At 72.1% G+C, this 26,935-nt stretch carries 22 protein-coding genes and 1 pseudogene; 8 read left to right on the forward strand and 15 right to left on the reverse strand.

Features of this window, described 5'->3' with window-relative positions; translation table 11 throughout:
• Nucleotides 1–53: 53 nt before the first annotated feature.
• From BCD49_RS01175 to BCD49_RS01190, 4 genes are all read right to left on the reverse strand, one after another.
• The gene (locus BCD49_RS01175; protein ID WP_071041024.1) at nt 54–800 is read right to left on the reverse strand and encodes an ABC transporter permease; all 747 of its coding nucleotides are present in this window, start codon (nt 798–800) and stop codon (nt 54–56) included.
• Nucleotides 800–1,804 carry an ABC transporter ATP-binding protein gene (locus BCD49_RS01180; RefSeq protein WP_007516783.1) on the reverse strand — a complete coding sequence of 335 codons (1,005 nt, stop codon included), beginning with the start codon at nt 1,802–1,804 and terminating at the stop codon, nt 800–802. Before BCD49_RS01180 ends, BCD49_RS01175 begins: the two co-directional genes overlap by 1 nt.
• A 198-nt stretch (nt 1,805–2,002) precedes the next feature.
• Nucleotides 2,003–2,677 (reverse strand): Uma2 family endonuclease, encoded by a 675-nt coding sequence (locus BCD49_RS01185; RefSeq protein WP_232793897.1) that lies wholly within the window; start codon nt 2,675–2,677, stop codon nt 2,003–2,005.
• A 92-nt stretch (nt 2,678–2,769) separates the two neighbouring features.
• Nucleotides 2,770–4,002, reverse strand: coding sequence for an ABC transporter substrate-binding protein (locus tag BCD49_RS01190; protein ID WP_035924255.1), 1,233 nt, complete (start codon nt 4,000–4,002; stop codon nt 2,770–2,772).
• 136 nt (nt 4,003–4,138) lie between these two features.
• Between BCD49_RS01190 and BCD49_RS44680 the strand changes: the two are divergent.
• The 3 genes and pseudogenes from BCD49_RS44680 to BCD49_RS01200 all read left to right on the forward strand — a co-directional run.
• A pseudogene (locus BCD49_RS44680) lies at nt 4,139–4,912 on the forward strand (ABC transporter permease subunit); the annotation flags it as partial.
• 296 nt (nt 4,913–5,208) lie between these two features.
• On the forward strand, nt 5,209–6,246 hold the full coding sequence (locus BCD49_RS44685; RefSeq protein ID WP_241832238.1) for a branched-chain amino acid ABC transporter permease: 1,038 nt from the start codon (nt 5,209–5,211) through the stop codon (nt 6,244–6,246).
• Nucleotides 6,243–8,138, forward strand: a complete 1,896-nt coding sequence (locus BCD49_RS01200; protein WP_007514459.1) for an ATP-binding cassette domain-containing protein — start codon at nt 6,243–6,245, stop codon at nt 8,136–8,138. Before BCD49_RS44685 ends, BCD49_RS01200 begins: the two co-directional genes overlap by 4 nt.
• Before the next feature lie 156 nt (nt 8,139–8,294).
• Here BCD49_RS01200 and BCD49_RS43050 read toward each other — a convergent pair whose 3' ends face one another.
• Nucleotides 8,295–9,473 carry a hypothetical protein gene (locus BCD49_RS43050; RefSeq protein ID WP_131803352.1) on the reverse strand — a complete coding sequence of 393 codons (1,179 nt, stop codon included), beginning with the start codon at nt 9,471–9,473 and terminating at the stop codon, nt 8,295–8,297.
• A gap of 153 nt (nt 9,474–9,626) precedes the next feature.
• Nucleotides 9,627–10,931 (reverse strand): transcriptional regulator, encoded by a 1,305-nt coding sequence (locus BCD49_RS01210; protein ID WP_335341667.1) that lies wholly within the window; start codon nt 10,929–10,931, stop codon nt 9,627–9,629.
• A 491-nt stretch (nt 10,932–11,422) separates the two neighbouring features.
• On the opposite strand from BCD49_RS01210, the gene BCD49_RS01215 reads away from it, so the two are divergent.
• Nucleotides 11,423–11,962: a dihydrofolate reductase family protein gene (locus BCD49_RS01215; protein ID WP_007514453.1), complete on the forward strand. Its 540-nt coding sequence runs from the start codon at nt 11,423–11,425 to the stop codon at nt 11,960–11,962.
• Nucleotides 11,963–12,247: 285 nt separating this feature from the next.
• Nucleotides 12,248–13,792 (forward strand): MFS transporter, encoded by a 1,545-nt coding sequence (locus BCD49_RS01220; protein WP_007514451.1) that lies wholly within the window; start codon nt 12,248–12,250, stop codon nt 13,790–13,792.
• Between the two features lie 64 nt (nt 13,793–13,856).
• Here BCD49_RS01220 and BCD49_RS01225 read toward each other — a convergent pair whose 3' ends face one another.
• The 4 genes from BCD49_RS01225 to BCD49_RS01240 all read right to left on the reverse strand — a co-directional run bounded on the left by BCD49_RS01225 (nt 13,857) and on the right by BCD49_RS01240 (nt 18,427).
• The gene (locus tag BCD49_RS01225) at nt 13,857–14,600 is read right to left on the reverse strand and encodes a TetR/AcrR family transcriptional regulator (RefSeq protein ID WP_063630130.1); all 744 of its coding nucleotides are present in this window, start codon (nt 14,598–14,600) and stop codon (nt 13,857–13,859) included.
• A gap of 291 nt (nt 14,601–14,891) precedes the next feature.
• A complete protein-coding gene (locus tag BCD49_RS01230; RefSeq protein WP_063630129.1) occupies nt 14,892–15,944 on the reverse strand; it encodes an enoyl-CoA hydratase/isomerase family protein in 1,053 nt (350 codons plus the stop codon).
• 105 nt (nt 15,945–16,049) lie between these two features.
• Nucleotides 16,050–17,300 (reverse strand): cytochrome P450, encoded by a 1,251-nt coding sequence (locus BCD49_RS01235; protein ID WP_007514446.1) that lies wholly within the window; start codon nt 17,298–17,300, stop codon nt 16,050–16,052.
• A gap of 296 nt (nt 17,301–17,596) precedes the next feature.
• Entirely contained in the window at nt 17,597–18,427 is an 831-nt protein-coding gene (locus BCD49_RS01240; RefSeq protein ID WP_232793896.1) for a helix-turn-helix transcriptional regulator, read from the reverse strand.
• A gap of 257 nt (nt 18,428–18,684) precedes the next feature.
• Between BCD49_RS01240 and BCD49_RS01245 the strand changes: the two genes are divergently transcribed.
• Entirely contained in the window at nt 18,685–19,068 is a 384-nt protein-coding gene (locus tag BCD49_RS01245) for a VOC family protein (RefSeq protein WP_007514441.1), read from the forward strand.
• Between the two features lie 97 nt (nt 19,069–19,165).
• On the opposite strand, the gene BCD49_RS01250 is transcribed toward BCD49_RS01245, so the two are convergent.
• Nucleotides 19,166–20,035, reverse strand: coding sequence for a class II glutamine amidotransferase (locus tag BCD49_RS01250; protein ID WP_007514439.1), 870 nt, complete (start codon nt 20,033–20,035; stop codon nt 19,166–19,168).
• A 365-nt stretch (nt 20,036–20,400) separates the two neighbouring features.
• Between BCD49_RS01250 and BCD49_RS01255 the strand changes: the two genes are divergently transcribed.
• Both BCD49_RS01255 and BCD49_RS01260 read left to right on the forward strand, forming a co-directional pair.
• On the forward strand, nt 20,401–21,285 hold the full coding sequence (locus BCD49_RS01255; protein ID WP_007514438.1) for a phosphatase PAP2 family protein: 885 nt from the start codon (nt 20,401–20,403) through the stop codon (nt 21,283–21,285).
• Between the two features lie 92 nt (nt 21,286–21,377).
• Nucleotides 21,378–21,986, forward strand: coding sequence for a TetR/AcrR family transcriptional regulator (locus BCD49_RS01260; protein ID WP_007514436.1), 609 nt, complete (start codon nt 21,378–21,380; stop codon nt 21,984–21,986).
• A gap of 52 nt (nt 21,987–22,038) precedes the next feature.
• On the opposite strand, the gene BCD49_RS01265 is transcribed toward BCD49_RS01260, so the two are convergent.
• The 4 genes from BCD49_RS01265 to BCD49_RS01280 form a co-directional block, all read right to left on the reverse strand.
• Complete coding sequence (locus tag BCD49_RS01265; protein ID WP_007514434.1) at nt 22,039–23,205, reverse strand: DUF7802 domain-containing protein; 1,167 nt, start codon at nt 23,203–23,205, stop codon at nt 22,039–22,041.
• 9 nt (nt 23,206–23,214) lie between these two features.
• Nucleotides 23,215–24,132, reverse strand: coding sequence for a metal-dependent hydrolase (locus tag BCD49_RS01270; protein WP_007514432.1), 918 nt, complete (start codon nt 24,130–24,132; stop codon nt 23,215–23,217).
• A 161-nt stretch (nt 24,133–24,293) separates the two neighbouring features.
• A complete protein-coding gene (locus BCD49_RS01275; protein ID WP_007514430.1) occupies nt 24,294–24,938 on the reverse strand; it encodes a response regulator transcription factor in 645 nt (214 codons plus the stop codon).
• The gene (locus BCD49_RS01280) at nt 24,929–26,845 is read right to left on the reverse strand and encodes a histidine kinase (RefSeq protein WP_007514428.1); all 1,917 of its coding nucleotides are present in this window, start codon (nt 26,843–26,845) and stop codon (nt 24,929–24,931) included. The genes BCD49_RS01275 and BCD49_RS01280 overlap by 10 nt, the downstream gene beginning before the upstream one ends.
• Nucleotides 26,846–26,935 lie beyond the last annotated feature (90 nt).

The following is a 26,935-nucleotide window of genomic DNA, read 5'->3' on the forward strand; positions in this document are numbered from 1 at the left end:
GGCACCCGTCTCCCGAATTCACGCCGATCGGGGACAACAGCCCCGACAGGTTCTCACGTCCAGCGGAACCAGCGGGCCGCGCCGATACCGCACAGCACGATGTAGGCGGCCATCACCCCGACGTGCGCCGCGCTCGGCCACGACCCGGACATCGAGTCCTGCAACGCGCCGACGGCCGCTCCGAGAGGGGTCGCGTCCCCGATGCGCACGAGCAGGTGCGGCATCGCCTCTCGGGGCACCCACAGCCCGGCGAAGAACATCAGCGGGTAGAAAAGCCCGACCCCGATGCCGTTCGCGACCCCGCCGCTCGGCGCCACGGACGCGATCAGCAGGCCGAGCGCGATGAGGGTCGCGATCGTCAGCAGGAGCRCCAGCACGTAGCCGACGGGCTGTTCCGGCGCGGGCACGTGGAACGCGGCCGCGCCGACCACGTGGAGCAGCGCCGCGACGACGACCGCGATGACCGCGATCACGGCACCCTGCGCCGCCAGCAGCAGCGCGGGGCTCGCCGGCGTGGTCGCGAGCCGCTTGAGCACCCCCTTCTCCCGGTACCTCGCCAGGGTCCCCGGCGTCAGGCTCAGCCCCAGCAGCGCGACGACCATGACGATCGTGATCGGGAGGTAGAGGTCGATGACCCGCGCTCCGTCGAGATCGGCGCTGGGCTCGCGGAAGGACGGGACGCAGCCGAGGATCACGACGAGCACGACAGGCAGGCCGACGCCGAACAGCGTCGTGCCGGGGTCGCGCAGCGCCAGTCGTGCCTCGCTGCGCGTCAGCGCTCCGAACGCCATCCGGGACATCAGGACCTCCTCGTTTCGTCGTCGGCGGTGCTTCCCTCGACCTGCGCCTGCGCCTGGGGCGTGGTCTCGCCCGCGCCCGTGGGTTCCGGGGCCGGCGACCTGGTCAGCGACAGGTAGGCGTCGTCCAGCGTGGCCTGCTCGATGCGCAGGTCCTGGGCGACGATCTGGTGGCGGGCGAGCACGGCGACCACGGCGTGCACCAGCTCGCCCTTGCCGGTCACCCGGACGGTCGGCCCGGCGTGGGTCACCGTGGCGACCTCGGGAATGGCGGTGAGGAGGGCGTCGTCGATCGCCGCGGACGGCCGGAACCGGATCGTTGACGTGCCCTCGGCGGCGCGGACCAGCCCGGCCGGGGTGTCGAGGGCGACGACCCGGCCGGCGTCGAGCACCGCGACCCGGTCGCAGAGCCGCTCGGCCTCCTCGAGCAGATGCGTGACGAGCAGGATCGTCACGCCGCGTTCGCGGATCCGCTCGACGAGGTCCCACACGTCGCGCCGGCCGTGCGGGTCGACGCCCGTGGTCAGCTCGTCGAGCACCGCTATCCGCGGGTCGCCGACCAGCGCGAGCGCGAGCGAGAGGCGTTGGCGCTGCCCGCCGGACAGCTTGCCGAACCGGGTCCGGCGCACCTCGGTGAGGCCGAGCTCGTCGCGCAGCGCGGCGGTGTCGACCGGGGCGTCGTAGAACGCGGCCTGCAGCGCCAGCGCCTCGTCGACGGTCATCCGCGCGGGCAGTTCGCTCTCCTGCAGCTGGACGCCGAGCTGGGGCGTGAGCGTCCGCCGGTCCGCCCACGGGTCCAGCCCGAGGACGCGGACCGTGCCCCCGTCCTGCCTGCGCAGCCCTTCGATGATCTCTACCGTCGTCGTCTTGCCGGCGCCGTTGGGCCCGAGGACGCCGAAGATCTCACCCTGCCGCACGCTGAACGACACTCCGCGCAGCACCTCGCGGTCGCCGTAACGCTTCTCGAGGCCGTCTACCTCGATCGTGGTGGAGCCTGAACCAGCCATGGCTCAAACCCTGCCGCCATCGGCCCCCGTTGTGGATCAACCGTCCGGCCGTCATCGGCCGCGGGCCGGTTGATAGGCCCATCAACCAATCAGTCGATGGCACGTCGCGTTCCAGCGCCAGCCTCCCGGGCGCCGGGCGCCGGGCGCCGGCGCTCGCGCTGCGTGAGAGGTGCCGGGGGTCGGGTGCTGGGTGCGGCGCTAGGACAGCTGGGTCAGATTGATCGTCACCGGGAACGGGGTGGTGACGTGCACCAGCCCGCTCTGGATGGCGTGCTCCTGGTAGACCTGCGACGCGGGGTCGAGGTCGTAGGCGCAGGCGACGGGAACCCCGGTGGCCGACCACTCGATCCGCCAGTAGTGGCCGATGCCGGCCTGGGCGTAACGGTGCACGCCGACGATCCGGCCGGTCGCCAGGGAGTTGCTAGAGACCAGCTCGACGACGCACAGCACCTGGTCCGCGTGCATTGGGGCGGCGTCGAGCGCGTCGGCGCGGTAGACGACGACATCCGGGCGGCGGACCGTCAGCGGCGCCTCGGTCAGCCGTATCTCGACGGCGACGTCCGCGTTCCACTCGGACCCGCCGGCGGCGTCCAGGGCGTTCGCGATGAGCCGCGCCGCTCTTCGGCGCCGGGCTGACGGGACGGCGGTCGCGACGGCTCGGCCGTCAGCGATCTCGACGTCGGCACGGTGGTCCTCCGGCCAGCGGTCGTACTGGCGCGGCGTGACCTTCTCGGCGGCGATGGTTCCGTCCTCCCTGGTCAGCAGCCAGCCTAACGCGACGAAAAGGCAACCGCAGCCAGACGATTCATCGGCCGGGTGCGCGCCGAACGACTCGGCGGCCTGGCCCACCAGGGCCAGGCCGCCGAGGGACAAGCGGGTACGGGTTCGTTCGGGCGAAGGCCCGCGGGCTCGGGTGTCAGGCCGAAGGGCGCGGGCTGGGGTCGGGCTGGGGTCGGGCTCGGGTGTCAGCTGACGAGGTCGACGAGCTTGCGGCCGTCTATCCAGTTCCCGGTGAGGTCGGTGAAGCCGTTGCCGTTCCAGGTGAGCAGGCGCACGGCGGAGTTGCAGATCGACGGCAGGATCACGATCTGCTTGCCGTCGCAGGTGAACGGGTGCGCCATGACGTTCGGGTACTCCGTGGTCGCCCGCAGCGTGGTGGTCAGCGCCGCCGGCGTCGGGTCCGGCAGGGTCTCGAGCAGGTTGCGGACCACCAGCACCGCCGAGAACGAGCCCTCCGAACCGGACGTCCGCTGCTCGGCCGGCACCCGCTTGGCGAACGCAGCCGCGGCGGCGTCCTTGTCCCCGTCGGTCGCCGGCACGTAGCCGGAGGCGAACACCAGGTTGTCGGTGTGCCCGCCGGCCGCCCTGGCGACGGCGGGGCTCGCGCAGGAACCGATCAGGTACATCGGTGTCTTGATGTTGAGCGCGCTCGCCGCCTGGACGATGCGGGCGCAGGCCTGCGCCTGGAACACGACGACGATCGCGTCGGGGTTGCCCTTGGCCGCGTTGCTGAGCGCCGGGGCGAAGTCGGCGGCGTCAGCCTTCTCCGACGTGAGTGTGACGTCCGTCACACCCTTTTTGTTCAGAATCCGCTTCGAGTAGTCGATCGCGATGGAGAGCAGCCCGGACAGGTCGACGTACAGCGCGTGCACGCTGTGGACCTTCTTCACCGACGTGAGGTAGTCGGTGATGCCGAGCAGCTCGGCCGCGGTGCCGCCGGTCAGCGAGAACGAGTTCGTCGAGTTGAGCTCCCCGTTGAGCTGCGGTGAGCCGCTCACGTACGGGATGCCGGCGTTCTTGTAGACGTCCATCGCCGCCTCGGCGCCGACGTCGATCCCGCCTACGACGGCGACCGGGTGCTGCGAGACGAGCTTGTTCGCGCAGTCCTGCGACGACTCGGGCGAGCCGTTCGTCGCGCAGGTCACCAGCTTGATCGGCCGGCCCTTGACCCCGTTCAGGTCCGAGTTCGCGTACGCGGCGGCCGCCTGCGCGGCGATCCGGGTCTCCGGGAACGAGCCGACCGCGCTGTTCTCCTGGGTCACGTAGCCGAGCAGCAGGGGTGCCCCGGTCGGCTGGGCCGCGGGCGTGCCGTTCGTCCCGCCGTCCGACGAACCCCCTCCGCGTTCGCTCGTACACCCGGCGAGAACCATCACCAGCGCTACGCAGCCAGCCGCGAGAACACGCGCAAAACGGATCACGCCCAGGAAGCTACACTCCCGTCGGCAGCCGGGCGCGGTCGAGTCGAGCTTGGGGACTGGTGTGTCCACGTATCTAGCCGCGTTGGTTCTCGGGCTTGGCACCGGGGCCGTGTACGCAGCACTCGGGCTCGGTCTTGTGCTGACCTATCGGGCATCTGGCGTGGTCAACGTCGCGCATGGTGCCTTCGCCATGTACGCGACGTACCAGTACGCCGAGCTGCGTGAGGTCGGCGACATCGTCTTTCCCATCGTCGGCGTGCCACCACGAATTCATCTGACCGACCACCCGTCATTCACCCTCGCGTTCACCGTCTCGCTGGCGCTCGCCGGGCTGTTCGGGCTCATCGCTTATCTGCTGGTGTTCCGGCCATTGCGCTCCGCGCCGCCGATGACCGCCGTCGTGGCCGCCGTCGGGCTGATGATCGCGCTGCAGGCGGTGGCCGTGATCCAGTTCGTCTCCGGGTCGTCGGGTACGGACAGCCGGTTCCTCGATCCGGTGCTGACCCAGAAGCCCGTCAAGGTGTTCGGCACGACGGTCCCCAGCGACCGGCTGCTGCTCGCCGCGCTCGCGGTCGCCGCCGGGCTGGTGCTGTGGGCGGTCTCCCGCTGGACCCGGTTCGGGCTCGCCACCCGGGCCGTAGCCGCCGACGCGGACACGGTGGCGCTGTGGGGCTACCGCACCGAGCTGATCGCCGCCGCGAACTGGGTGGTGGCCGCGGTGCTGGCGGCGGCGGCCGGCATCCTGATCGCGCCGGTCTCGGCCCTCAACCCGACGACGTACTCGCTGTTCGTCGTGCCCGCGCTCGCGGCGGCGCTGCTCGGTGGCCTGTCGTCGTTCGGCGCGACCGTGGCGGGCGCGCTCGCGCTCGGCATGGCCCAGTCGGCGCTGCTGCAGGTCCAGCGGGACGTGAGCTGGCTCGACCAGCCGGGCCTGCGCGCGCTGCTGCCGCTGCTGCTGCTCATCGGGGTCGCCGTCTCGCGCGGGCAGCTGGTGCCGGGCCGGGTCTCGGCCGCCGCGGCCACCGCCCGGCTGCCACCGGTCAGCCCGCCGATCGGCGCGCGCCGATCGGCGCGCGCCGGTCGGCGCTCACGCTGCTCGTCGGCGTCGCCGTCGGGGTCGGCGCGCTGTTCCTCCTGCAGGGCACCTACCGGCTCGGCCTGGAGCGCAGCCTCGCCGGCGCGGTCGTCTGCCTGTCGTTCGTCGTCCTGGTCGGCTACGTCGGCCAGCTCTCGCTCGCGCAGATGTCGATCGCCGGCGTCGCCGGCTTCCTGCTCGCCCGCCTGCAGCGCAGCCTGCACATCCCGTTCCCGGTCGCGCCGCTGCTCGCCACGGCGGTGGCCGCCGCCGTCGGCCTGCTGCTGGGATTCGTCGCCCGCCGGGTACGCGGCATCGACCTCGCGGTGATCACGCTTGCCGCCGGCGTCGCGATCCAGGAGGCGGTGTTCGCCAACCCACTCATCACGGGTGGGCTCGCCGGTTCCAAGGTGCCGGCGCCGAAGGTGTTCGGCCTTGACTTCGGTGTCGCCGGTCGGGGCTTCCCCCGCGTGCAGTACGGGCTGCTGTCGCTGGTCGTGCTGGCCGCCTGCTGCTACGGCGTCGTCCGGCTGCGCGGCTCCCGGTTCGGGCGGCAGATGCTCGCCGTCCGGGCCAACGAGCGCGCCGCGTCGGCGGCCGGCGTCGACGTCCGGCGCACCAAGGTCCTCGCCTTCGGGATCTCGGCCGGGATCGCCGGCCTGGGGGGCTGCCTCATCGGCTACGGCCAGGGCACACTCTCCTTTGACTCGTTCGGCGTCACCGCGTCGCTGTTCTTCCTGGCCGTCGTCGCGGTCGGCGGGGTGACGACGGTGTCCGGCGCGCTGGCCGCCGGGCTGCTGGTGCCGGGCGGGCTGCTGTTCACCGCGCTCGACGACGTGGCCGGCCTGGGCACCTACCAGTCGCTGATCTGCGGGCTCGCCGTCGTGGTGTTCGCGGTGCTGCGGCCCGCGGGGCTCGCCTACCGGCGCCCGGCGACGCCCGCTGTCGCCGGTGCGCACCGGGCCGGCCGCGGCGGCGCCCGGTCGGGCGGGGCGCGCGGCGGCCCCGCCCCGCGGAGACCGGGCAGCTGGACGGGTCCATTGAGACGACCGGACCCGCCGGCCGGCGCGGTCCCCGCGGTCCCCGCGGGGGAGCCGAGTGCGCCGGGCGATCGGCGGCCCGGGACCGGTGTGACCGGTGGGGCGACGCCGGAGGGAGACGCCCGATGAGCGGATCGCTGCCGAACATGGGCGCGCTGGTGGCACCCGAGCGCGGGCTCGCCGTCGATGGCCTGACCGTCCGGTACGGGCGTGTGACCGTCGTCGACGACGTGTCGTTCGTCGTGCCGGCCGGCACGATCATCGGCCTGATCGGCCCGAACGGCGCCGGCAAGACCACCCTGATCGATGCGATCACCGGCTTCGTGCCTGGATCCGACACCGACGGGTCGATACTGCTCGACGGCGCCCGGATCGAGTCGCTGCCGCCGCACGAGCGGTTCCGGCGCGGCCTGGCCCGCACGTTCCAGTCGTTGGAGCTGTTCGAGGACCTGTCCGTCTCCGAGAACCTGGCCGTCGCCGGCGGTGCCGCCGCGGGCGGACCGACCTCCTCGGCCGCGTCCTCACAGCTGGCGTCCGCGGTCTCCGCCACCGTCGGCCCGGCCACGACCGGGCCGATCACCATCGGCCCGGCCACCGGGCCGCTGGCCATCGGCGCGGCGATCACCGACGGGATCGCCCGGGCGGGGCGCGGCGGGGTCGAGCTCGCCGCCGTGGCCAACCGCCTGCCGGACACGTTGACCCACGACGAGCGCGCGGCGCTCGCGTTCGGCCGGGCACTCGCCGGCAGGCCGCGAGCGGTGCTGCTCGACGAGCCGGCCGCCGGCCTCGACGCGCCGGGACGAGCGACCCTGTCCACCCGCCTGCGCGCGCTCGCCGCCGCCGGCATAGGTGTGCTACTCATCGACCACGACGTCGAGCTCGTCTTCTCCGTCTGCGACGAGGTGGTCGTGCTCGACGGCGGGCGGGTGGTCGCCCAGGGCCCGCCCGAGCGGGTCCGGGTGCACCCCGCCGTGCGGACCGCCTACCTCGGCACCGGGTCGGACGGCGCGGACACGCCCGCCCCGCCGCGGCCCCGCCAGCCGGCGGCCAGCGGTGACACCACGCCCGCCAGGCCAGGCTCGGCCGCGGCGCGGGCGCTGCCGCCCGTGCTGCTGGACGTCGACCGGGTCGTCGGGCGCTACGGCGGGCGGCGACGCGGCGTGCTCGCGATCGCGGGCGGCGCTGCCCCTGCCGGGGCACCAGTGGTGCGCGACGTCTCGCTCACCGTCAGCCCCGGGGAGATCGTCGCGCTGCTCGGCCCGAACGGGGCCGGCAAGACGACGCTCATCCGCATGATCTCCGGGTTGCTGCCCCCGGTCGCCGGCACGGTGACCCTGCTTGGCGCGCCCACCCGGCGCGCGGCTCCCGACAAACTCGCCAGGCGAGGCCTCGCCGTCGTGCCGCAGGGACACGGCTCGGTCCCGACCCTGACCGTCCGGGAGAACCTGCGGCTGGCCGTCCGCCATCCCGCGCCGCGCGGCGCCGCCGGGGCGGGCTGGCCCGTCCCCGACGCCGCGGCCGGCCCCGCCAAGGGCACTGGCGCTTCGGCCGGCGTCGGCCCCTCCGACGGCGAGCGCACCCGCTCCGCCGATGCCACCCCGTCTATCGGCGCCCAGCGGGCCGGGGATCGGATCGCGGCCGTTCTCGACCTGTTCCCGGCGTTGCGCGCGCTGCTCGGCCGGCCGGCCGGCGCGCTCTCGGGCGGCGAGCGCCAGCAGCTCGCGCTCGCCCTCGCGCTGGTCCGCCGGCCCGCGCTGCTGCTGGTCGACGAGTTCTCCTTCGGCCTGGCGCCCGGCATCGTGCCGCCGCTGCTCGCGGCGCTGCGCCGGGTCGCGGACGAGACGGGCCTGGGGGTGCTGCTCGTCGAGCAGCACGTCTCGCTCGCGCTGCGGGTCGCCGACCGGGCCTACGTCCTGGACCGCGGCCGCATCGCCCTCCATGAGGACGCCGCTCACCTGGCCGCCCACCCCGAGCTCATCGAGGAGAGCTACTTCGGCGGCACCGCCCAACCGACCGGCTGAGGGCTGACCGGCCGCCGGCTGGCCCGTTCCCGCTCCGGACGTGCGATGAGTTCAGTCGTGGCGAACAGTCTCATGGAGGCGGGTGCGCCGGCGGGCCGCGCCGACATCCGGTGCGAAGCGGTTGTCGACAACGCCCTTGGCGCCGATGTCGGCTTTCTACCGCCCCAGCGAGTTCCCCGGGTTGCGGTCCGGGCCGCTGTTGGGCGCCTGGCCAGGTCCACCGCCGGCTCCGTTGCGGGATCCATCGTCGGAGGGTCCCCCCACGCTGGCGGGCTGGCTGGGTTTGCCCTGATCCGGTCCGCCGTCCGGCCTGCCGGGTGCGCCGGCGTTGGGGCTGCCCGGAGACTGCGCAGGTCCGCCGCCCGGCTGGCTGGGTTTGCCTGGGGCGGCGTTTTCGGGTGCCTGGCTGGGTTTGCCTGGGGCGGCGTTTTCGGGTGCCTGGCTGGGTTTGCCTGGGGCGGCGTTTTCGGGTGCCTGGCTGGGTTTGCCTGGGGCGGCGTTTTCGGGTGCCTGGCTGGGTTTGCCCGGGGCGGGGTTTTCGGGTGCCCGACTGGGCTTACCCCCGCCAGAATTCTCGGGCGCGTGGCCAGGCTTACCCGCATCGGGCTTCTCCGGTGACTTGCCGGGGGTGCCAGGCAGCTCGCTGGGCTTGCCGGCCGGGTGGCCTGGGCTGTCGCTGTCGCTGTCGCTGCCGTGCTTGCGTGGCGTCGCGGATGGGGCCGGGGGCGATGTGGGTTCCGGCTGCTGGCCGGCCAGCCCGGCGCAGGAGGTGCTCACGTACTGCGGGCCACCGGCGGCGGCGATCGGGGAGGGACCACCCCTGGCGGTGCCGTCATACGCGCTGCAGACCGGGCCCCCCAGGGGGGTGGCTGGTGTGCCAGCGCCTGGACCGTACCCGGGAGGCATTCCCGGTCCGCCGGTGGCGGCTAAGGCGTTCGGTTCCGGCGACCGGACGGGCGGGGTGCTGGTCGCATGGGTTCCGTCGCCGCCGAACGGGGCCGGTACGGCGCCGGTCGCCGCCGCGACACCGCCAATGGCGGCGAGCGAGATGGCGGCCGCGGTCTTGACCGCGACCAGCCTGCGCACGACGGATGTGCGCGATGGCACGGCCGCGCGGGACAGCGGCACGACCGCGCGGCGGGATCCCCGGAAGGCGAGCACCGCGGCGCTCTCGCCGGCAAGCTCGCCGGGCGGAGCCGGGGCGGCCAGGCCACCGAGCGCGTCCGCCCGGAACGTGTCCAGGGACCCGATGATCCGTGGCCACATCCTGGCCGCCGCCGCCGTTATCTCGGCGTCGTCGGCGTCATCGGCGGAGAGGGCTCGCAGGTCACGCAACAACCTGGGGTGGACGTTCCGATAAAAATTCCTGAACGCATCCTCGTCCCCCTCCCTCGCCGCGGACAAAATGCGCCGTAGGTGAAACGGGTCACCATGTGCGATCTTCCGCTTCCGACTCCGGATCTCAAGTCACCGCCTTCGGACGCCGCGTCATTTTGGTGCTGTCGAACTGAGGTCGGCACCGGCAGGCACCGGTTTCGCCGCTTGCCGGTGCCGACCGCCCGCCAACAAAGGCGCCGCCGCGCGCCGCCATCTCTGGGTGGCCAACGTCCGGTGTTCGGCGAACGCGTTGTCCAGCTCCCGCAGCTTCGCGGTGATGCGGGCCGAGGAGAGGCCAGACGCCAGCGTGACGGCGTGGTAGGCGGCCTCCAGCGCGCCCTCCAGGTCCGGCGCCGGCCGTTGCAGGAATGCCAGCGCCAGATCGGCCTCACCATAGGCACGGCTACGGACACGCGCCGGGTCCTGTAACGCCCTGGATTCCACGAGCGACCGCTCGGCCTGCGCCGGTCGTCCGAGCAGCCTGAGACAATGGCCCTGGCATTCGGCCACGTCACCGGCGTTGTAGTGGCTGGCCCACACCGGCCCGTCGCCGGGCGTCGCACGGCTGACAGCCTTTTCCAGCTCCCGCAGGGCGGCCATGCAGCCACCTTCGTCACCCGTCCGGGCCAACGCCCAAGCGTGCTTGTCGTGCAACATAGCCGCCACCAGCGGCGTGGCCGCCGGCCCGGCGCGATCGAGCGCGGTGATCGCCAAGGCGAGGCTCTGCCGCGGGTGCCCGAGCCAGGCGGTCTGGTCGCTCATCGCCGCCAGCACCCGTCCGGCCAGYATCGCGTCGCCCGCATGTTCGGCGAGGCCGAGCGCCTGGATGTAGTAGCGCTGCGCCAGCGCTTGGTGCTCACACTCCTGGGACAACCATCCGCTGAACTGGGCGAGGTCACCGAAGGCGCCGCACAGATCGGCGCTCGTCGGCCCGTTCTTCACGGCCCGGAGACGGTCGTGCAGGAAGGTCACAGCGTGGGAACGGATTTCCCGGCTGCCCAGCCGGGCGTCCAGCTTTCGGAAGGACGCGGTCACCTCTCTGATCATGGCCGCGCTGGTCGTGGGATCGCCGGAATCTCGAGCCCGGTCCTGGCCTCGGTCCAAGGGATCCTGGCCTCGGTCAGGAGAGGAGGGCGACGCCTGCTCGACGCGGGCGACGATCCCGGTGAGACTCGACAGCGCTGGCTGCGCGAACGCGGTGGCCGTGAACGCCGGGATCTCGGGTAACAGGCCGCCCCGATGGACGTCCCGGCCAGACAGCCCGGCGAGGATACCGAGGGTCTCCTGTGGCGAGCCGGCGATGCTCAGCTCGAGATCGTGACGTGTGCGCTGTTCGCCTCGCCAGCCGAAATCTGCGGGTGTGATCGGGTAGCCCATCGCCGCGGAAATCTCGGCGGCCGCCAGCTCGGCGACCATGGGATTGCGGGGGCGCATTCCGCGCCGCCAGTGCCCGACCGTCGAACGCGACAGCCCGAGCTCCACCCGTCGCTGGCGACGGGCACGGAGATTGACCTGGCGGGCGAAACGGGTGTCCGACAGGCCCGCCTCCGACAGCAGCCGGGCGAACAGCGTCGGGCTGACATCGTCCTCAGATGACGCCGAGGTGGACATGAATCCTCTCGTGTCGCGCCGCCGCCCTGGACGAGTGGGGCGCAAAGGTGAGTTCTCATATGTCTGCGGGGGCGCAGAGTAGTGGGCCTCTCACAGGCCCCGAAAGGGGTGGTGCACAACTATCCCCGACTGCACGGCCCGAGCGGGACCGCGCGGAGAAGAAAGAACCAAGGCGACGACGATGAGATATACGGCGAATTCAGAGTTCCGCGGTGCCGTAGCCTTCGATACTGGAGGCGGCGGCGTCCGGTTGGGCCGGATTCTGTCGGCAAAGCGGTTGTCGACGGAGGTGGATCATGGCGAAGGTGCTGTACTCGGCCACGATGTCGCTGGACGGTTTCATCGCGGGGCCTGGTGGCGACATGTCGTGGCTGGCGGAGTTCCTCGTCGAGGATCCGTTCATCGACGACCTGGTCAGCAGGATCAAGGTGATCCTCGCCGGCCGGCGCACGTTCGACGGCGACGACCCGAACCGCGGCACCGACAAGGAAGGCGCCTTCCAGGGCGCCTGGCAGGGGCCGCAGGTCGTGCTCACTCACCGCCCCCCGGCCACCCCGGTCCCGGGTGTCACCTTCGTCGACGATCTCGGTCGCGCCGTGGCCGCGGCCAAGGAGGCGGCCGGCGACGGCTACGTCAACGTCCTGGGCGCCGACGTCGCCCGTCAGTGTCTCGAGGCCGGCCACGTCGACGAGATCCTCGTCTTCGTCGCCCCGATCCTCCTCGGCGATGGCACCCGGCTGTTCGCCCACCCCGGCGGTGCCACCGTCAAGCTCGAGCCCATCCAGGCCGCTTCCCTGCCAACCGCCTCCTGGCTCTGGCTGCGAGTCGTCGGCTGACGGACCAAAGATCCACACAGGCCCGCCAGGACGGCCCGTTCGGGCTGCTTAGGTGCGCCTATCTGGGGAAATCCGCGCACTGACGCCCGGGACTCGGCGGTCCTCCGTCGACCGCGCGGTCTCGGGAGGCCTGGACCGGCCGCCCCGGACGGTGCCCGGAACAGCCGCCCGGCCCGCCGCCCGGAACGGCCGACTTGTCGGACCCGTGGAGCATGCTGGGGGACCGAGCCGCCCACGAGGGGCCCAACCGCGTACCACTGTCTCGCCAGAATCGCAGGTATCACGATGCGCAAGTGGCTGCCACTGCTGACCGTCTGCCTGGGCACGTTCATGCTGCTGATCGACGTCACCATCGTGAACGTCGCGCTGCCGAGCATGGTCGACGATCTGCACGCATCCTTCGGAGCGCTGCAATGGGTCATCGACGCCTACGCGCTCGCACTGGCCGCGCTGGTGCTTGGCGCCGGCTCGGTCGCGGACATCGTCGGGCACCGCCGCGCCTACGTCGTCGGGCTCGTGTTGTTCGCCCTGTCGTCGTTGATGTGCGGCCTCGCCCCGAACGACGGGCTGCTGGTCGCGGCCCGCGCGGTCCAGGGAATCGGCGCCGCCGCCATGTTCGCGACCAACTTCCCGCTGCTCAACGCCTCCTACACAGGCCGGGACCGGGGCGCCGCCTACGGGATCTGGGGAGCGGTCGCCGGCGCTTCGTCGGCCATCGGCCCGATCGTCGGCGGGGTGCTCACCGAGTACATCTCGTGGCGGTGGATCTTCTTCGTCAACCTGCCCGTCAGCGCCATCGCGGTCGTGCTCGCGCTGACGGTCCTCACGGACGCGCGGGCGCAGCAGCGCGTGCGCGTGGACGTCCCGGGCATCGCCAGCTTCACCGCCGCGGCCGCCGCCGCCACGTACGCGCTGATCAGGGCGAACGACGACGGCTGGTCGGACGCGGGCGTCTGGCTGCTGCTCGGCGCGACGGTGGTGCTGCTGGCGGCGTTCGTCGCTCTCGAGGCGCACTCGTCACACCCGATGTTCGACCTGGCGCTGCTGCGCAACCGTTCCTTCGTCGCCGTGCTGCTCGCCGGCCTGCTGATGACGTTCGCGGCCTTCTCCGCCTTCACCTACACGTCGATCTGGCTGCAGTCGGTGCTGCGGATGAGCCCACTGGAGGCCGGCCTCACCGGCCTGCCGCTCTCGATCACCGCGTTCCTCGTCTCCGCGCTGCTCGGCCGGCTGCTGCACGAGCGCCGGCCGGACCTGGTGATCGGCAGCGGACTCGCGTTCATCGGCGTCGGCGCCCTCGTGGTCGCCCTGCTCGTGCACGGGTCGGCCAGCTGGCCGGCACTGATTCCCGGCTTCGCGATCATCGGTATCGGCGTCGGCATGACGACCCCGATGCTCGGATCGGTGTCCATGTCGCTGGTCCCGTTCGAGCGCACCGGGATGGCCGCGGGAGCGGTGAACACCATGCGCCAGCTGGGCTACGCCTTCGGCATCGCGGCGCTCGGCAGCGTCTTCGTCGCCCGCGCGCAGGACAGCCTGGCGGGCAAGGCCATCCCCGCGGCCGGCGGCCGGGTGGCCCACGCCATCGCCGGCGGCCAGACCCCCGGCCTGCTGAACGCCGCGCCGGCGCAGGCCAGGCCGGCACTGGACACGGCGGCGCACACCGCGGCCGTCAGCGGCGTCCAGGCGACCTTCCTCGTAGCTGGCGCCGTCGGCGTCCTCGCCGCGATCCTCGTCCTGATCCTCATGCGCCCGGCCCGGCCGGAGGCGGCGGCGGCCGTAGGCACCGGCCGGACGGATGAACTCGAGACCGTCTCGTCGTCGACCTGAGCCGCCCGCCGCCGGGTGGCGCCGGGTGGGCCGGTGGATCGCCGGCGCCACCCGGCGAGGAGTGTCAGGGGGTGTGGTCGGCGGGGACGGGCTCGTCGGCGACCGGTGCGTCCGCCGCCGCGCTGGCGGCCCCGGAGTCATCGGGCTCGGCGGAGCCTTCCAGGGACTCGGGAAGGATCGCCGGGACGACGCTGCGGCGCAGGTAGGCGCGCAGTTTGGTGTCGCTGGACGTGCGGTCGCTGTCGAAGATGAGCAGCGAGAGCAGCCAGCGGATCAGCGTCTCGGTGATCTCGTCCAGCCGGGACTCCAGCGACGGGTCGTAGCTGGTGATCGGCTCGAGGATGGTCCTGGCGATCTCCAGGGAGTTCTCGGACAGCGCCTCGTTCGCGGCCCACGGGTCCGCCGGGGCCTGGCTGATCGGGTGCAGCGCCGGCTCGGCGCGGAACTCCCGGCGGGCGGCGATCAACGCCTCCACCGCGAAGTCGCCGGCCGTCCTCGACCGGCGCCGGGCCGCGGCGACGACCCGTTCGGCGATCGACGCGCCCGCCTGCTCGAGCGCGACGGAGACCAGCGCCTCGCGGGTGTCGAAGTACGCGTAGACGGTCGGCCGGGAGACGCCGGCGATCGTCGCGATCGCGCTGATCGAGGTGCGTTCCAGGCCGTGCCGCCGGATGCAGGCCAACGTGGCGTCGATGATCTTTTCTCGGGCCGACTCGGCGGCGGCGGCGGGGGAGCGGCCCGACCAGGGCGCGCGGCGGACCGGCCGCGGCTGCGCGTCGGCCGCGCGCTCGCGGATCGGTTCCACCATGCTCCTCTTGTATCGGACGTGTATCGGGTGTGGCAGCGTGCGAGGTGTCGTGCCTGTTAGGCAACGCGACAGGCTATTGCCGAGGAAATCTACAGCCTATCCGCCCCGCCAAGGCGGTAGTGGCTTGCGTGACTTTAGGTATGTGGAATGGGCGGAATTTGTCGTCGGAACGCGGCCGGCGGCCCGCGCCGCGCGCGTGACCAGCTCCGTTGCCGGGCGCCCGGCTCGGGCCTGCCTGGTCGCGCCGCAACTCTTTGGTGCCTGCTCGCGCGCTGCCTGCTTCCGCCGCCGTCAGCTCCGCCGCTCGTCGCGCGCGGAGGGCCCTAGCCGGTCCAGGATGGTGGTGCCAAGGTCGGGACGGCGCATCAGCTCGCGGAATGCGATGCCCTCGACCTGCCGAGCTCGCTCGATGCCCGCCCGTTCGGCATCCCGGATCAGCCGGGTGGTCGCGAGCACGGAGGCGAGCGGCTTGTCAGCGATCGTCGCGGCGAGCGCCAACGTCTCGGCCAGCAGCGTGCCCGCCGGGCAGGCTCGCAGCGCCAGACCCGTCTCCACCGCCTCGGCCGCCGAGATCCATTCCGCCGCCAGCAGGGCCCGCGCCGCCCGCTGCCGGCCCATCCGGCGAGGGAGCAGGTAGCTGCTCCCGGCCTCCGGAGCGACGCCCATCGTGGTGAACGGCGCCAGGAGGCGGGCCTCCTCGGAGATGAACACGATGTCGCAGTGGGCGAGCATGGTCAGGCCGAGCCCGACGCCCGCGCCGTTGACTGCCGCGAGCAGCGGTTTCGGGAATGTCGTCAGCGCGTCCAGGAAGGCGTTGAAGGGGCCGCCGCCGGTCGTGCCCGCCGTCTGCGCCGTCTGCGCCGTGTCCGCCGTGTCCGTGTCCGTGGCCGCGGTCTCCGTGGCTCTGCCATTCGCGGCGGTCGCGGCGTTCCCGGCCGCGACCGCGGAGGCCTGGGCGGCCATCTCGACGAGGTCGGTACCCGCGGAGAAGTACTTGCCGGCGCCGGTCAGGACGACGGCGCCGATCCCGTCGTCGGCGGCCGCCGCGCGCAGCGCCTCGGCGGCGGCCAGGTAGAGCGCGGAGCTGAAGGCGTTGGCCTGCCGGGGCCGGTTCAGGGTGAGCAGCCGTACTCGACCGGTCGTGGACGTCAGCAGCACGTCGCCCGGCGTCGTGGGCGCCGCCGCTTCGGAAGCCGCCGCTGACACGGGCTCGGCTAACTCAGGCTCGGCTAACGCGGACTCGGTCGGCTCGGACTCGGCGGCCCTGAATTCGGCGGCCCCGGATTCGGCGGCCCTGGACTCCGGTTCGTCGGCGGCGCGGGGCGCCGCGGTTGTCTCAGGCACGTCCCGCAGTGTCGACCCGAGGCGCCATCCCGGTCGAGAGCTCCCGCTCTCGGCGGCGCCTGCCCGCGGCGCCGCCACCGACGCCGCGCGTCCGTACCCCGTCGGTCACAGCGTCGCGCCTACCGGCTTCGTCGGGGTGAAGGTGACCTTGAGCGACTCGTATCCGCTGACGAAGTTCGCCGGGCGCAGCGCCGGCTCGTCGGGGGTGACGAGCTCGAGATCGGGCAGCCGGTCGAGCAGGGTGTCGAAGATGATGCTCAGCTCGAGGCGCGCGAGCGAGTTGCCCAGGCAGAAATGCGTGCCCAGGCCGAAGGCGAGGTGCTCGTTCGGGGTGCGCTCGATATCGAACCGGAACGGGTCCGCGAACACGTCCTCGTCGCGGTTGGCCGACGGGTAGAGCAGCAGCAGTTTCTGGCCCTCGCGAAGCTGCCTGCCGCGCAGCGTCGCGTCCTGGGTCAGCGTGCGGGCCATGTTCCGGATCGGGCTGACCCAGCGGAGCATCTCCTCGACGGCCCTCGGCAGCAGTGCGCGGTTCGCGCGCAGCCGCTCCCAGTTCGCCCGGTCCGCCAGCAGCTGGTAGAGCCCGCCGGTGATGACGTGGCGGGTGGTCTCGTCGCCGCCGATCAGCAGGAGCAGCGACTCGTAGAACATCGACTCGTCGTCGAGCCGGTCGCCGTCGGCCTCGGCGTGCGCGAGGACGCCGAGCAGGTCGTCGCGCGGGTGCGCCCGCCGGTCGGCCAGCACCCCGGTGAAGTACGTGGAGTACTCGGCGGCGGCGGTCATCATCTTTCCGGCGGCCTCGGCGTTGTCGGACTGGCCCTGGCCTCGCATCATGTCGTCGGACCAGCGCAGCAGGTCCGGGTACATCTCGGGAACCGCGCCGAGCAGGTCGCCGATGACGATGAGCGGCAGCCAGGCGGCGACGTCCCAGACGAAGTCGCATTCGCCGCGCTCGCAGACCTGGTCGACCAGCGCGTGCGCGACTGTCTGGATACGGGCCCGCTGGTCCTGGACGCGCCGGGGCGTGAAGCCCTTGTTCAGCAGTTTGCGACGGTGCCAGTGCGCCGGATCGTCCATCTCGATCATCATCGGGAAGCCGCTGACATCGGGCCGGAAGCCGCTTGCGCTCGAATAGATCTCCGGGTGCTTGGAGACCTCGCGGACGTCCAGGTACTTGGTGACGCCCCAGATCTCGCCGTCCGGGTCCCAGTGGACCGGGTCGTTCGCCCGGAGCCAGGCCAGCCCGCGATGCGGGTCGTCCCCCCAGAAATCGCCGCTGATCAGACGAGTGTCGGGCTTGTCCTCGGGGAGTACGTCCGACGTGGAACCGCCGGTCGTCGTGCTGTCCGTCGCCATCAATCCCCCAGGGGCCGGCGGTACCAGGCGTCGTCAGTTTACATACAACACAGGAACTGACAACTACGTCGATGACGCCGACTGGCAAGCATGTCATGGGTGGCGCGCGAAAACCGCTGCGTACAGCCCTCACGAGGCCGCGGTTCCCCGGTCGTCCGACGTCGTTCGACGGCGTTGCCGGGTGAGGGAACAGGTGATGGGGCAGAGCGCGGGGGCATGTGGAGAACCCGTCGAGCCCATGACGGCCGCCTGGGGACCGGCACATGACGGCGCGGGGAACCTGGCGGCCATCCGCTTTACGTCTGGTTCGGTCCGCTCTCATCCGGGTCGACGCTGGTGAGGGAGCGGTCGCGATAGGCGGAAGGGGTCTCTCCCGTCCAAGCCCGGAAGGCGCGGGCCAACGCGCTCGCGCTCCCAAAACCCACCGCGGCGGCGATCTGGCTGACCGACATCGTCGACGTGCTGAGCAGCGCCATGGCCCGGACCAGCCGAGCCTGCCGCAGGTGCTCCTGCCAGGTCTGGCCCAGGACGGTCGCGAACCGTCTGCGCAGTACGCGTTCGGAGATGCCGACGGCACGGCAGACCGCGGCGGACCTGGCATCGGCCAGGTGCGCGGCGGTATAGGCGATCACGTCGCGGACGACGGGATCGTCCGAGACCGGCAGTGACAGCGGCGCCTCGTAGGCGAGCTGGCGACGGACGACGCCGGCAAGCGCCGTGAAGAAGCCGCTGGCCTCCGCGTTGGCCGCCGCGTCCTCGTGGGTCCGACCGATGGGCCACCGGGCGGCGTATCTCATCATCTCGCGCATCACCGGCGGCACCGGAATGATGGCGGCCCCCACGCGTGGAAAGTCGAAGACGGCGGGGTCGAAGAACACCGCGATGGTGGTCACGTCCCTGAGCAGCGGGGCGTGTTCGACTCCGGCGGGCACCCACGCCGCATGGGACGGCGGCAGCAGGTAGTGCGTCGTCGGGGTGCGAATCTCGGCGCAGCCGGATACGGCGTACTCGATCTCGTGCAGGTCGTGGCGGTGCCAGTACGAGATCACCTCGGTCGCGCGGTGCTCCACCGTGCCCGCGACCACCGTGGCGCACCGGCGCATGGCGATGAGCGGCGCGGCGGTCACGACGCGATCGTAGGCCGCCCCGCCACGGCCCGGAGCGCGGTCGAAGCGCGGCCGGATCGGGGCCGGAGCGCGGCCGGATCGGTGCCGAGGAAGGCCGTCCGGGTCGTACACCCGCGGCGGCCCCTGCCTACAGTCGGTCGGGTCCGACGCCACATGTCCGAGGTCTCGAGGTAAAGGCCCGGCGTCCCGTCCTGGACTCAACCTGGCCGACCGGCGCGGAGCCGGCGACCGTCGACGCACCTGTTTGGAGGATCGAGATGCCGTACGGGGTGTCACACGTGGGTCTTACGGTGACGGATCTGAATCGAAGCTGCGCCTGGTACACCGAGGTCCTGGGCTGGAAGGAGCTGGCCCGAGGCCGCGGCGACACGACGTCCTTCGCTCATGGCGTGCTGCCCGGCGGACTGAGCCTCGTCCTGCGCGAACACGACCAGCGCATCGCGGAGCCGTTCGATGAGACACGCCCCGGCCTCGATCATCTTTCGTTCTCCGTGGAGACGGAGGCCGATCTCGACGAGCTCGAGAAAAACCTCACCAATGCGGGCGCCACGTTCACGCCGAAGCGAGAGCTGCCCTATGGCTGGCTGCTCGCGTTCCGCGACCCCGACAACATCGCGCTCGAGGCCATGCTCGGCCGGTAGCCGGGCAGGCACGGCCGCGCGGTGCTCGACCGCGGGTGGCGGCTCGACCGCGGGTGGCGGCTCGACCGCGGGTGGCGGCTTGCGCTTGCCATGGCCGCTATCCGTGCCGCTGCGAGGCGGCGGCCTCAGGTCGGAGATCCTTCAGTGAGAGCTGGTGCGCAGGCCCGTCGGAAAGCGCGATCTGGCGGGTGACACGGAGGTCGGGCCCTGCGTGTAGGAGCTCGCCGGGCTCCATCAGGCGCCAGGCGGGGCTGTCGTCCATGCGTTCGCTGGCGACCACGAGCGCGGGAACGTCGGCCAGGTCGCGGGAGCGGACGCGCATGTGGCCGCCGGTGCCGCTGTGGTCGAGATGCCGRTCGCCATGGTGTCCGCCGGCCGGGCGTTCGAGGACGTACAGCGGGTGGGTGTCGGGATAGCGCAACGCCCACAGCCCCTGTGGGGTCGTGAGGATCACGTTGAGGGCGTACACGGGCACCTGCTGGGCGACCCAGCGGGCGGCGCGGGTGATGCCGGCGGCCACGTCGCCGTCGGCCGATCTGATCTCGCGGGTGACGAGGGCGAAGAACCTTTCGGAATCGGTGTCACCTTTCACCGCCGACAGGTCGGGGCCGAGCTCGGCGTCCAGCTCGGCCAGGCCTTCGACCACCCCGTTGTGCGCGAACAGGCGACCGTCCTGGTCGAAGGGGTGAGTGTTGCGTTTTTCCACGCCTCCCGTGGAAGCGAAACGGATATGGGCAAGGAACGTCGCCGACTCGACCTGTCTGGCCGCCTCGGCGAAACTTCGGTCCTCATAGGCGGCGATGGGTTCTTTGTGTAGCCGCGGAGTGCCGTCCGCGTCGAAAAAGCCGAGCCCGGTGCCGTCTGGCTCACGCCGGCTCTGGTCGCTGAGGCTGTCGGGGGCGTCGAGCAGCCAGAAGGTGGCGTGAGTACGCCGCGGAGCGCTGCTCATTCCGAACAGGCGACACATGCGGCATCGCACTCCTCGTCAGCATCTGCGCCACTCCACCCGCGGGGCGGCGGCCCTGGCATCGGCATCGGCACTCTGACACCGTGCGCGCCGGCCGGCCCGCATCTGCTCGGCGCGGTTGAGGGCGGCGTCGTCCGCCCGTGCCGGTCCGCGGGCGTCGCTGGGGCGTTTTAGCTGCCTTGGTGGTGGTACGTCACGGACGTGCGCCGCCTAGGGTTCATGAATCAGACATCGGTGGAACGCCCGGAGTTCATGTCTGCGCCAGGCGCGCGGACCGGGCGCGCGGCCATGGCCGGCGGGGCTCGCCACATGGGGCCTGGTACGAAATGCGCCGGCCGCGCGGGCGGGAGAGCGGGAGGAGTGCGATGAGCGCGGCGGCGGTGGGTGCTGGCGGACGGGAGACGGCGGACGTGGGCTCGTCGCCGCCCGCCGAGGAGCCGCCGAGGCGGGTGCGGACGCTCGGTCGGTGGCTTGGATACGCCCTCGGCCAGGCGCTGCTGATGGCCGGACTGTTCATGGTCTACCGGCTCGGGCGGCGACTGGCGGCCGGGCACGAGAGCGTCGCGCTGGGACACGCCCGGGAGGTCTGGCAGCTGGAACGGGCGCTTGGCCTGCCGAGCGAGGAGACCGTGCAGCGCTGGGCCCTCCACTCGACCACGCTGGTGGAACTGGCAAACCGGTTCTACATGTACGTCCATTTCCCGGCATCGATTGTCTTTCTGGCCTGGGTACTGCTCCGCCACCGCGACCACTGGGCTCGGGTGCGTAACGCGCTGATCGCGCTGACCGGCGCCGCGCTGGCGATCCACCTGGCTTACCCGCTCGCGCCCCCGCGTTTCCTGTCCGGAGTGCTGCCGGACGTCGGCATCGTCGACACCGGCCAGCTCATCGGCCCGTCGCCATACCCGTCGTCGACGGGCGGTTCGGCGAACCAGTACGCGGCAATGCCGAGCATGCACGTCGGCTGGGCGATCCTGGAGGCATGGGGGGTCGTCACGATCCTGCGGTCCCGGGCGCGGTGGGCCGCGCTCGCCCACCCGGTCGTGACCACGCTCGTCGTCGTGCTGACCGGTAACCACTACTGGCTGGACGGCATCGTGGGCGGCCTGCTGGTGGCCGGCGCGGTATGGATCACCGCGCCCGGCCGGACCGGCCAGCTCGCGGCCCGACTGTCCGCGACGCCGTCGGCGCCCGTCCCGGTGGCCACCGCGACCAGTTCCGTTTCGGCGGCACCTCACCACACAAATTGATCTTCTTCGTATGGTGATGGCGGCCCTGTAGGTTGGCCGCGGGGTCGGTGGGTGGCGAGAGCTCGGGTTGTCGACGCAAGAGGAATCGGGTCATGGCGAGGCGTCACGGCTGGGCGGGCTCGCCGCCCGCGGATGAGCACGAGGCGCGCGCGCGGATCATCGAGGCGGCGATGCGGTGCGTCGACCGCAACGGCGCGGCGGCGTTCACGCTGCACGACGTGGCGATGGAGCTCGGCGTCATCCGTCAGACCGTGTACCGGTACTACGCCAGCACGGACGAGCTGTTCATCGCCGTCGGGCAGGCGGCCGTCGGTTCCTTCGTCGATGAGCTCACGCGGCACCTGCGCCGGGTCACCCGTCCCGCGGACTGGGTCGTCGAGGCGCTCGCGACGGCGATCGAATGGCTCCCCACGAGGGCGCACCTCACCCTGCTGCTCGCCGCCGGCCGCCCCGGTCCGTTCACGCGCGGCGTCACCTCGACCGTGGCGATGGAGTTCGGGAAGGACCTGTTCCACCGTTCGGAGATCGACTGGGTGGCTGCCGGCTACGACGATCGCCGGCTCGACGAGCTGATCGAGCTGATGCTGCGGATCCTCCAGTCGATGACGATCGACCCACCCGATCCGCCGCGCACGGGGCCCGACCTACGCGGCTATCTGGAACGCTGGATAGCGCCGGCCGTCGCCCCCGGGTCCGTATGACGCGGGCCGAGGACTGCGGGCCGCGGGCTACGGTTCGACCAAGATCATCGTGTCAGGCGGGCGACTTCTCCGGCAATGGTTCCCGCGGCGCCGACCGTGACGGCCGGCGGCTGACGAGGACTGGTGACGCCGTCGCGAGGCCGGCCAGTACGACGGCCGCGGCCAGGAAGCATCCGACGGCGTAGGGCAGGCTGCCGGTGGGGGTGGCGTCGGTGGTGACGCCGTCGGTGGCCGAGAGGTAGTCGGGGAGCGCGGTGGCCCACAGAACGACGAAGGCCGCCAGGAAGACGCCGCCATACCCGAGGGCGAACCACGGACGTTCGGCCGCCGGCGGGACCGGGGCCGCGCGGGTGGACCGCCACTGCTGGTAGAGGACCGGCACGGCGACGACGGCGAAGGCCGCGACGCACAGCCACATGACGACCGCCTGGGCCTCGTTGTTGTCGTCGCCGACCACCGAGGACGGCAGGCTGCCGACGGCGATCAGCGGCGGTACGAGCACCCCCGCCGCGATCGTGCGGCCGGCGAGGCCCCAGCCGCGCGGGGGTTCGCCCCGGTCGGCCCTGCGCCCCACGAACAGCCGGACCAGCAGGGTGAGCGCGGCCGGGCCGAGCGCGGCGAAGATGAAGACGCTGGTCATCGGTACCGACGCCAGCTGTGGCTGGTTGATGGCCAGGTCGTCGTTCCAGATCCACCAGCGCAGCTGGGGTCCGAGCTGGTCGAAGATCTCGTAGAAGAGGTGGTGGACGAACCCGACGCAGATCGCGCCGAGGAAGACGTTGCGGCGGAAGCCGCCGAGCGACCGGACGATCTCGTAGGCCAGCGAGGTGAGGGCCGTGTACAGGGCGACGATGTAGAGCGGGATGCGGTCGTACACCAGCTGGATCGTGAAGACGTTGTGGGCGAACACCTCGTGCATGTTGTCGGGCAGCCCCAGGTTCCGGGAGAAGAACAGGGGCGGCTCGGTGACGGCGAGGTAGACGATCGCCCCGAGCCAGATCGCCAGGTTCGACGGGTCGCCGTGCCGGCGCCAGCGCCGTATGGCATGGACCAGGGCGAGTATCGCGCCGGCGATCAGGAGCGTTTCGACGACGGGAAGCGTCCCGTTGCTCAGGTCGAACGGATCGCGCAGGTGGATGACGGGTTCGACCGAGTCACAGGAGAAGCTTCCGATCTTCCCGGCGAGCCGTTCGAAGGCGGGGTCGCAGCTACTGGACATGGGGCGTCCTCAGCCGGCCTTGGTGGCGGAGTACCAGGTGGCGACGGGCGCGCCGTCGTCGTAGCGGCCCAGCCAGGTGCCGACGAACTCCGGCAGCGGCTGGTGTTCGGGGTCGTGCCCCGGGAGCTGGGCGCGCAGGACGCGGCGAGCCGCGGCGCGGCGTTCGCTCTTCGGCACGAAGTCGAGACCCCCCGAGCCCTGGGCGCCGGCGCCGCGGCGCCGGAACGCCAGCTTCTGGTGCAGCCCCTGCCGCAGCCCGACAGCGGGGATCATGGAGCGTGCGTCGACCTTCCGGTCCTCGAACGGGACATGCTCGTTGAAGCCCTCCGCGATGACCTTGATCAGGCGGTTGATGTGCCACAGCACCGCGGGCAGCGCGCGGAGGCGGTAGGCCTCGCCGCCGAACTCCCGGTAGATCCGTAGGCCGGAGCTGCGGTGCTCGACCTCCTCGGTGAAATGCCACAGGAACAGCGACGCGACGCGGTCGTCGCCGGGGGCGAACAGCCGGTCCTCATGATCGAGGAAGAGCTTGAACGTCGGGGTGAAGGCCGACTCGAGATCGGCGATGTAGGCCAGATGGAACTTCAACGGCTTCGATTCCAGCAGCTCGTCGTACAGCGCCATCGCGGCGTTGGCCGTCCCCTGGAGCCCGGGGTAGGTCCGGGCCAGCGCCCTCAGGTGCTGGCGGTGGGCCCTGGCGTGCTGTGCCTCCTGGCGGAGGAACGCGTCCGCCTCCGCGGCGACGTCGGGGTCGGTGAGCTGGGGAATCGCCTCCTTCACCGCGGCCACGATGTACTTCTCGAACGCGATCGCGATGATGCCCGTCGCATTGGCCTGCAGCGAGAACTCGGGGTTGTCGGGGTTCCACAGGAAGGGGATGTCGCCGTCGAAGTCGAAGGGCACGCGCCGCACCTGCAAGGTCGTCATGCGGTCTCCTAGGGGGCTGACGCATGAACCATACAAGATCATGTATCTTGTATGCATTTGACCAGACGTACGATGCTCGACGGCTCCGGCCGGGTCAAGAGATCGGGCGAGCCGCTGGCAAGGGCCTGGACGCCAGCGGTGGCGATCGTCAGGCGCGGGACTTATGCGCGTAGGAAGCGGAGGACCGCGAGTACGCGTCGGTGTTCGCGGTCGCCTGGTGCCAGATCCAGTTTCGTGAAGATGGAGGTCACGTAGGCCTCGACGGTCTTCACCGCGAGGTAGAGGTCGGCGGCGATGGCGGCGTTGGAGTGCCCGCGTGCCATCAGGCCCAGTACTGCCCGTTCCCGGTCCGTGAGCCTGGCCAGTGGGTCGTCCTCGCGGCGGCGGGTGACGAGGCGGACCACCAGGTCGGGGTCGATCACCGTGCCTCCGGAAGCGATGTTGCGCAGTTCGGCGCCGAGGACGCGCAGGTCGGAGACGCGGTCCTTGAGCAGGTAGCCGACTCCGCCGTCGAACTCGGTCATCAGCCGGAGGGCGTGGTGCACCTCGACGTACTGCGACAGGAGCATCAGCCCGACCGTCGGTGCCGCGGCCCGGATCGCCATGGCCGCCTCGATGCCCTCGTTGGCGAAGCCGGGTGGCATGCGCAGGTCCAGTACCGCGACCTCGGGTGGGTCGTCGCGCACCCCGGCGACCAGAGTGTCTCCGTCGGCGTACTGGCCGGTGACGTCGAAGCCCATCTCGGTCAGGATGCGGGCGAGCCCTTCGCGGAACAGAACGGCGTCGTCCGCCAGCATCACCCGCATGGGATCACCGTCCGCAGCCGAGTTCCGCCGAGTCCGGTCTCGACGACCAGCCTGGCGTCGAGGGCGGCGAGGCGGTCGGTGAGTCCTTCCAGGCCGGATCCCGGGCGCGCCTGCGCCCCGCCTCGGCCGTCGTCGCGGACCTCCAGCAGCAGCCCCTGCGCGGTCAGCTCGGCGGTGACGGTCGTGATCCGGGCGCCGGCGTGCCTGGCCGCGTTCGTGAGTCCCTCGCTGACGACGAAGTACGCCGTGGCCTCCACGGCGGGTGCCAGCCGGCGGTCCACGGTGACGTGCAGCCGCACCGGAAGGGCGGAGCGGTCGGCGAGGTAGCCGAGCGCGGCCTCCAGCCCGTCCTGGGTGAGCACGGCCGGGTGCAGTCCGCGCGCGGTCTCCCGCAGCTCGGCGGTCGCCTGCAGCAGTTGCTGGCGGGCCGCCTCGGCCCGTCCGGCGAACGCGGTGGCGCCGTCGGCGGCCCCCGCGAGCGCGCCCAGCTCCATCGCGACGGTGACCAGCCGCTGTTGGGCGCCGTCGTGCAGGTCGCGCTCCAGCCGGCGCCGGGCCTCGTCGCCCGCGGCGACCAGCCGCTGGGCGCTCGCGCGCAGCTCCAGGACGAGGCCCGCCTGGGCGGCGAGGTCGGCGAGCAGACCGCGTTCCTGGGAGGTCAACGAGCCGCGCGCCCCCGTCGTCACGGCGAGCGCGCCGACGGTCCGGCCACCGTGTGCCACCGGCACCGCGCGCCCGCCGAGCGTCAGCTCGTCGAGGGTCCGTACCTCGTCCGGACGCCCCGCCGGCCACGCCGACACCGCGCGCAGCTCGTCCGCGGATCCCGTCCACAGCACGACCTGCCGCGCGCCCGTGCCTTCGGCCACCGTGGCACACAGCCCGTCGAGCAGTCCGCTGGACGGGCCCGTCAGCTGGGCGGACAGCCGTGACAGGGCTTCGTACGGGGTGGCGCGGCGGCCGTAGACGATCCGGTCCGCCACCCGCTGCGCGCGGCGGCGCAGCGGGTCGAACGCCACGGCCACCAGCGCGGTGGCCAGCAGCGCGAGCAGCGTGCCCGAACCGCCGATCAGGTTGCCGACGGCGACGACCACGACGGCGTACCCGAGGGTGACCACCGCCGCCATCGCGCCCCAGACGAGCGTCGCGTTGATCACCGGGTCGACGTCGTAGAGGCGGTACTTGAGGATGGCCGCTCCCGCTGCCAGCGGCACCAGCGGCACGGCCAGCAGCCCGGGCACGGGGGTGCGCCACCCGATCAGCCCCGCGGCCATCACCGCCCCCGTCGCCGCCACGGCGAACACGAACCAGCGCAACTGCCGGGACTCGTCGCCCTGCGCGCGTGCCAGCCGCCTGATCGCGCACACCACCCAGACGAGTTGGAACGCCGGGTAGCCGATAGCTATCGCGATGGGATGGATGTCGGCCGCGGCCGCGGCGCCCGGGAGGTGCAGCGGATGTGGCGCGGCCAGCGGCACCCGGGCGTACTCGACCGGCCACAGCGCCGACATCGCCGCGAGCGCGACGCCCAGCACGGCCAGCGCCCCGATGACCCTGCGCCACGTCGGCGAGGGCAGGCGCCCGGTCGGGAAGCTCATGAGCGTGACCGCCGTCAGCACGAACACCAGCGGGAGCGTCCACACCCCGAGCCAGCCGACCCAGGAGGAGGCGGGCAGCGCGGGGCTGCGCAGGCCGTACTGGCGGGCCGCGAACATCACCGCCTGCGCCACCCCGGTGGCGACGAACAGCCAGGCCTCGCGGTTGGCCGGGCGCTGCCACACGACGTAGAGCCCCACGGCGGTGAAGGCGACGGCGAGCAGGCCGTTGTGCAGGTTGTCGAGCCAGGCTCCGAGGGCGAACCCACCCGCCACCAGCGCCGTGACGGCGGCACCGCACGCCGGCCCCGCCACACGCGGCGAGATCCGAAGCACAGCGACATGGTGCAACAGCGCACTCTGCGCGCGGTACCGGGACAACCCTTGCCATTCCGCCGGGTCTGC

It is taken from the genome of Pseudofrankia sp. EUN1h (assembly GCF_001854645.1).
Classification (GTDB): Bacteria; Actinomycetota; Actinomycetes; order Frankiales; family Frankiaceae; genus Pseudofrankia; species Pseudofrankia saprophytica.

Excerpts from the sequence above, each read along its gene's own strand:
- BCD49_RS01220 (WP_007514451.1), top strand. The coding sequence starts at position 12,248 with ATGCGCAAGTGGCTGCCACTGCTGACCGTCTGCCTGGGCACGTTCATG.
- BCD49_RS01270 (WP_007514432.1), bottom strand. The coding sequence starts at position 24,132 with ATGACGACCTTGCAGGTGCGGCGCGTGCCCTTCGACTTCGACGGCGAC.
- BCD49_RS01225 (WP_063630130.1), bottom strand. The coding sequence starts at position 14,600 with ATGGTGGAACCGATCCGCGAGCGCGCGGCCGACGCGCAGCCGCGGCCG.
- BCD49_RS01260 (WP_007514436.1), top strand. The coding sequence starts at position 21,378 with ATGGCGAGGCGTCACGGCTGGGCGGGCTCGCCGCCCGCGGATGAGCAC.
- BCD49_RS01215 (WP_007514453.1), top strand. The coding sequence starts at position 11,423 with ATGGCGAAGGTGCTGTACTCGGCCACGATGTCGCTGGACGGTTTCATC.
- BCD49_RS01265 (WP_007514434.1), bottom strand. The coding sequence starts at position 23,205 with ATGTCCAGTAGCTGCGACCCCGCCTTCGAACGGCTCGCCGGGAAGATC.
- BCD49_RS01275 (WP_007514430.1), bottom strand. The coding sequence starts at position 24,938 with ATGCGGGTGATGCTGGCGGACGACGCCGTTCTGTTCCGCGAAGGGCTC.
- BCD49_RS01245 (WP_007514441.1), top strand. The coding sequence starts at position 18,685 with ATGCCGTACGGGGTGTCACACGTGGGTCTTACGGTGACGGATCTGAAT.
- BCD49_RS01180 (WP_007516783.1), bottom strand. The coding sequence starts at position 1,804 with ATGGCTGGTTCAGGCTCCACCACGATCGAGGTAGACGGCCTCGAGAAG.
- BCD49_RS01200 (WP_007514459.1), top strand. The coding sequence starts at position 6,243 with ATGAGCGGATCGCTGCCGAACATGGGCGCGCTGGTGGCACCCGAGCGC.
- BCD49_RS01255 (WP_007514438.1), top strand. The coding sequence starts at position 20,401 with ATGAGCGCGGCGGCGGTGGGTGCTGGCGGACGGGAGACGGCGGACGTG.
- BCD49_RS01235 (WP_007514446.1), bottom strand. The coding sequence starts at position 17,300 with ATGGCGACGGACAGCACGACGACCGGCGGTTCCACGTCGGACGTACTC.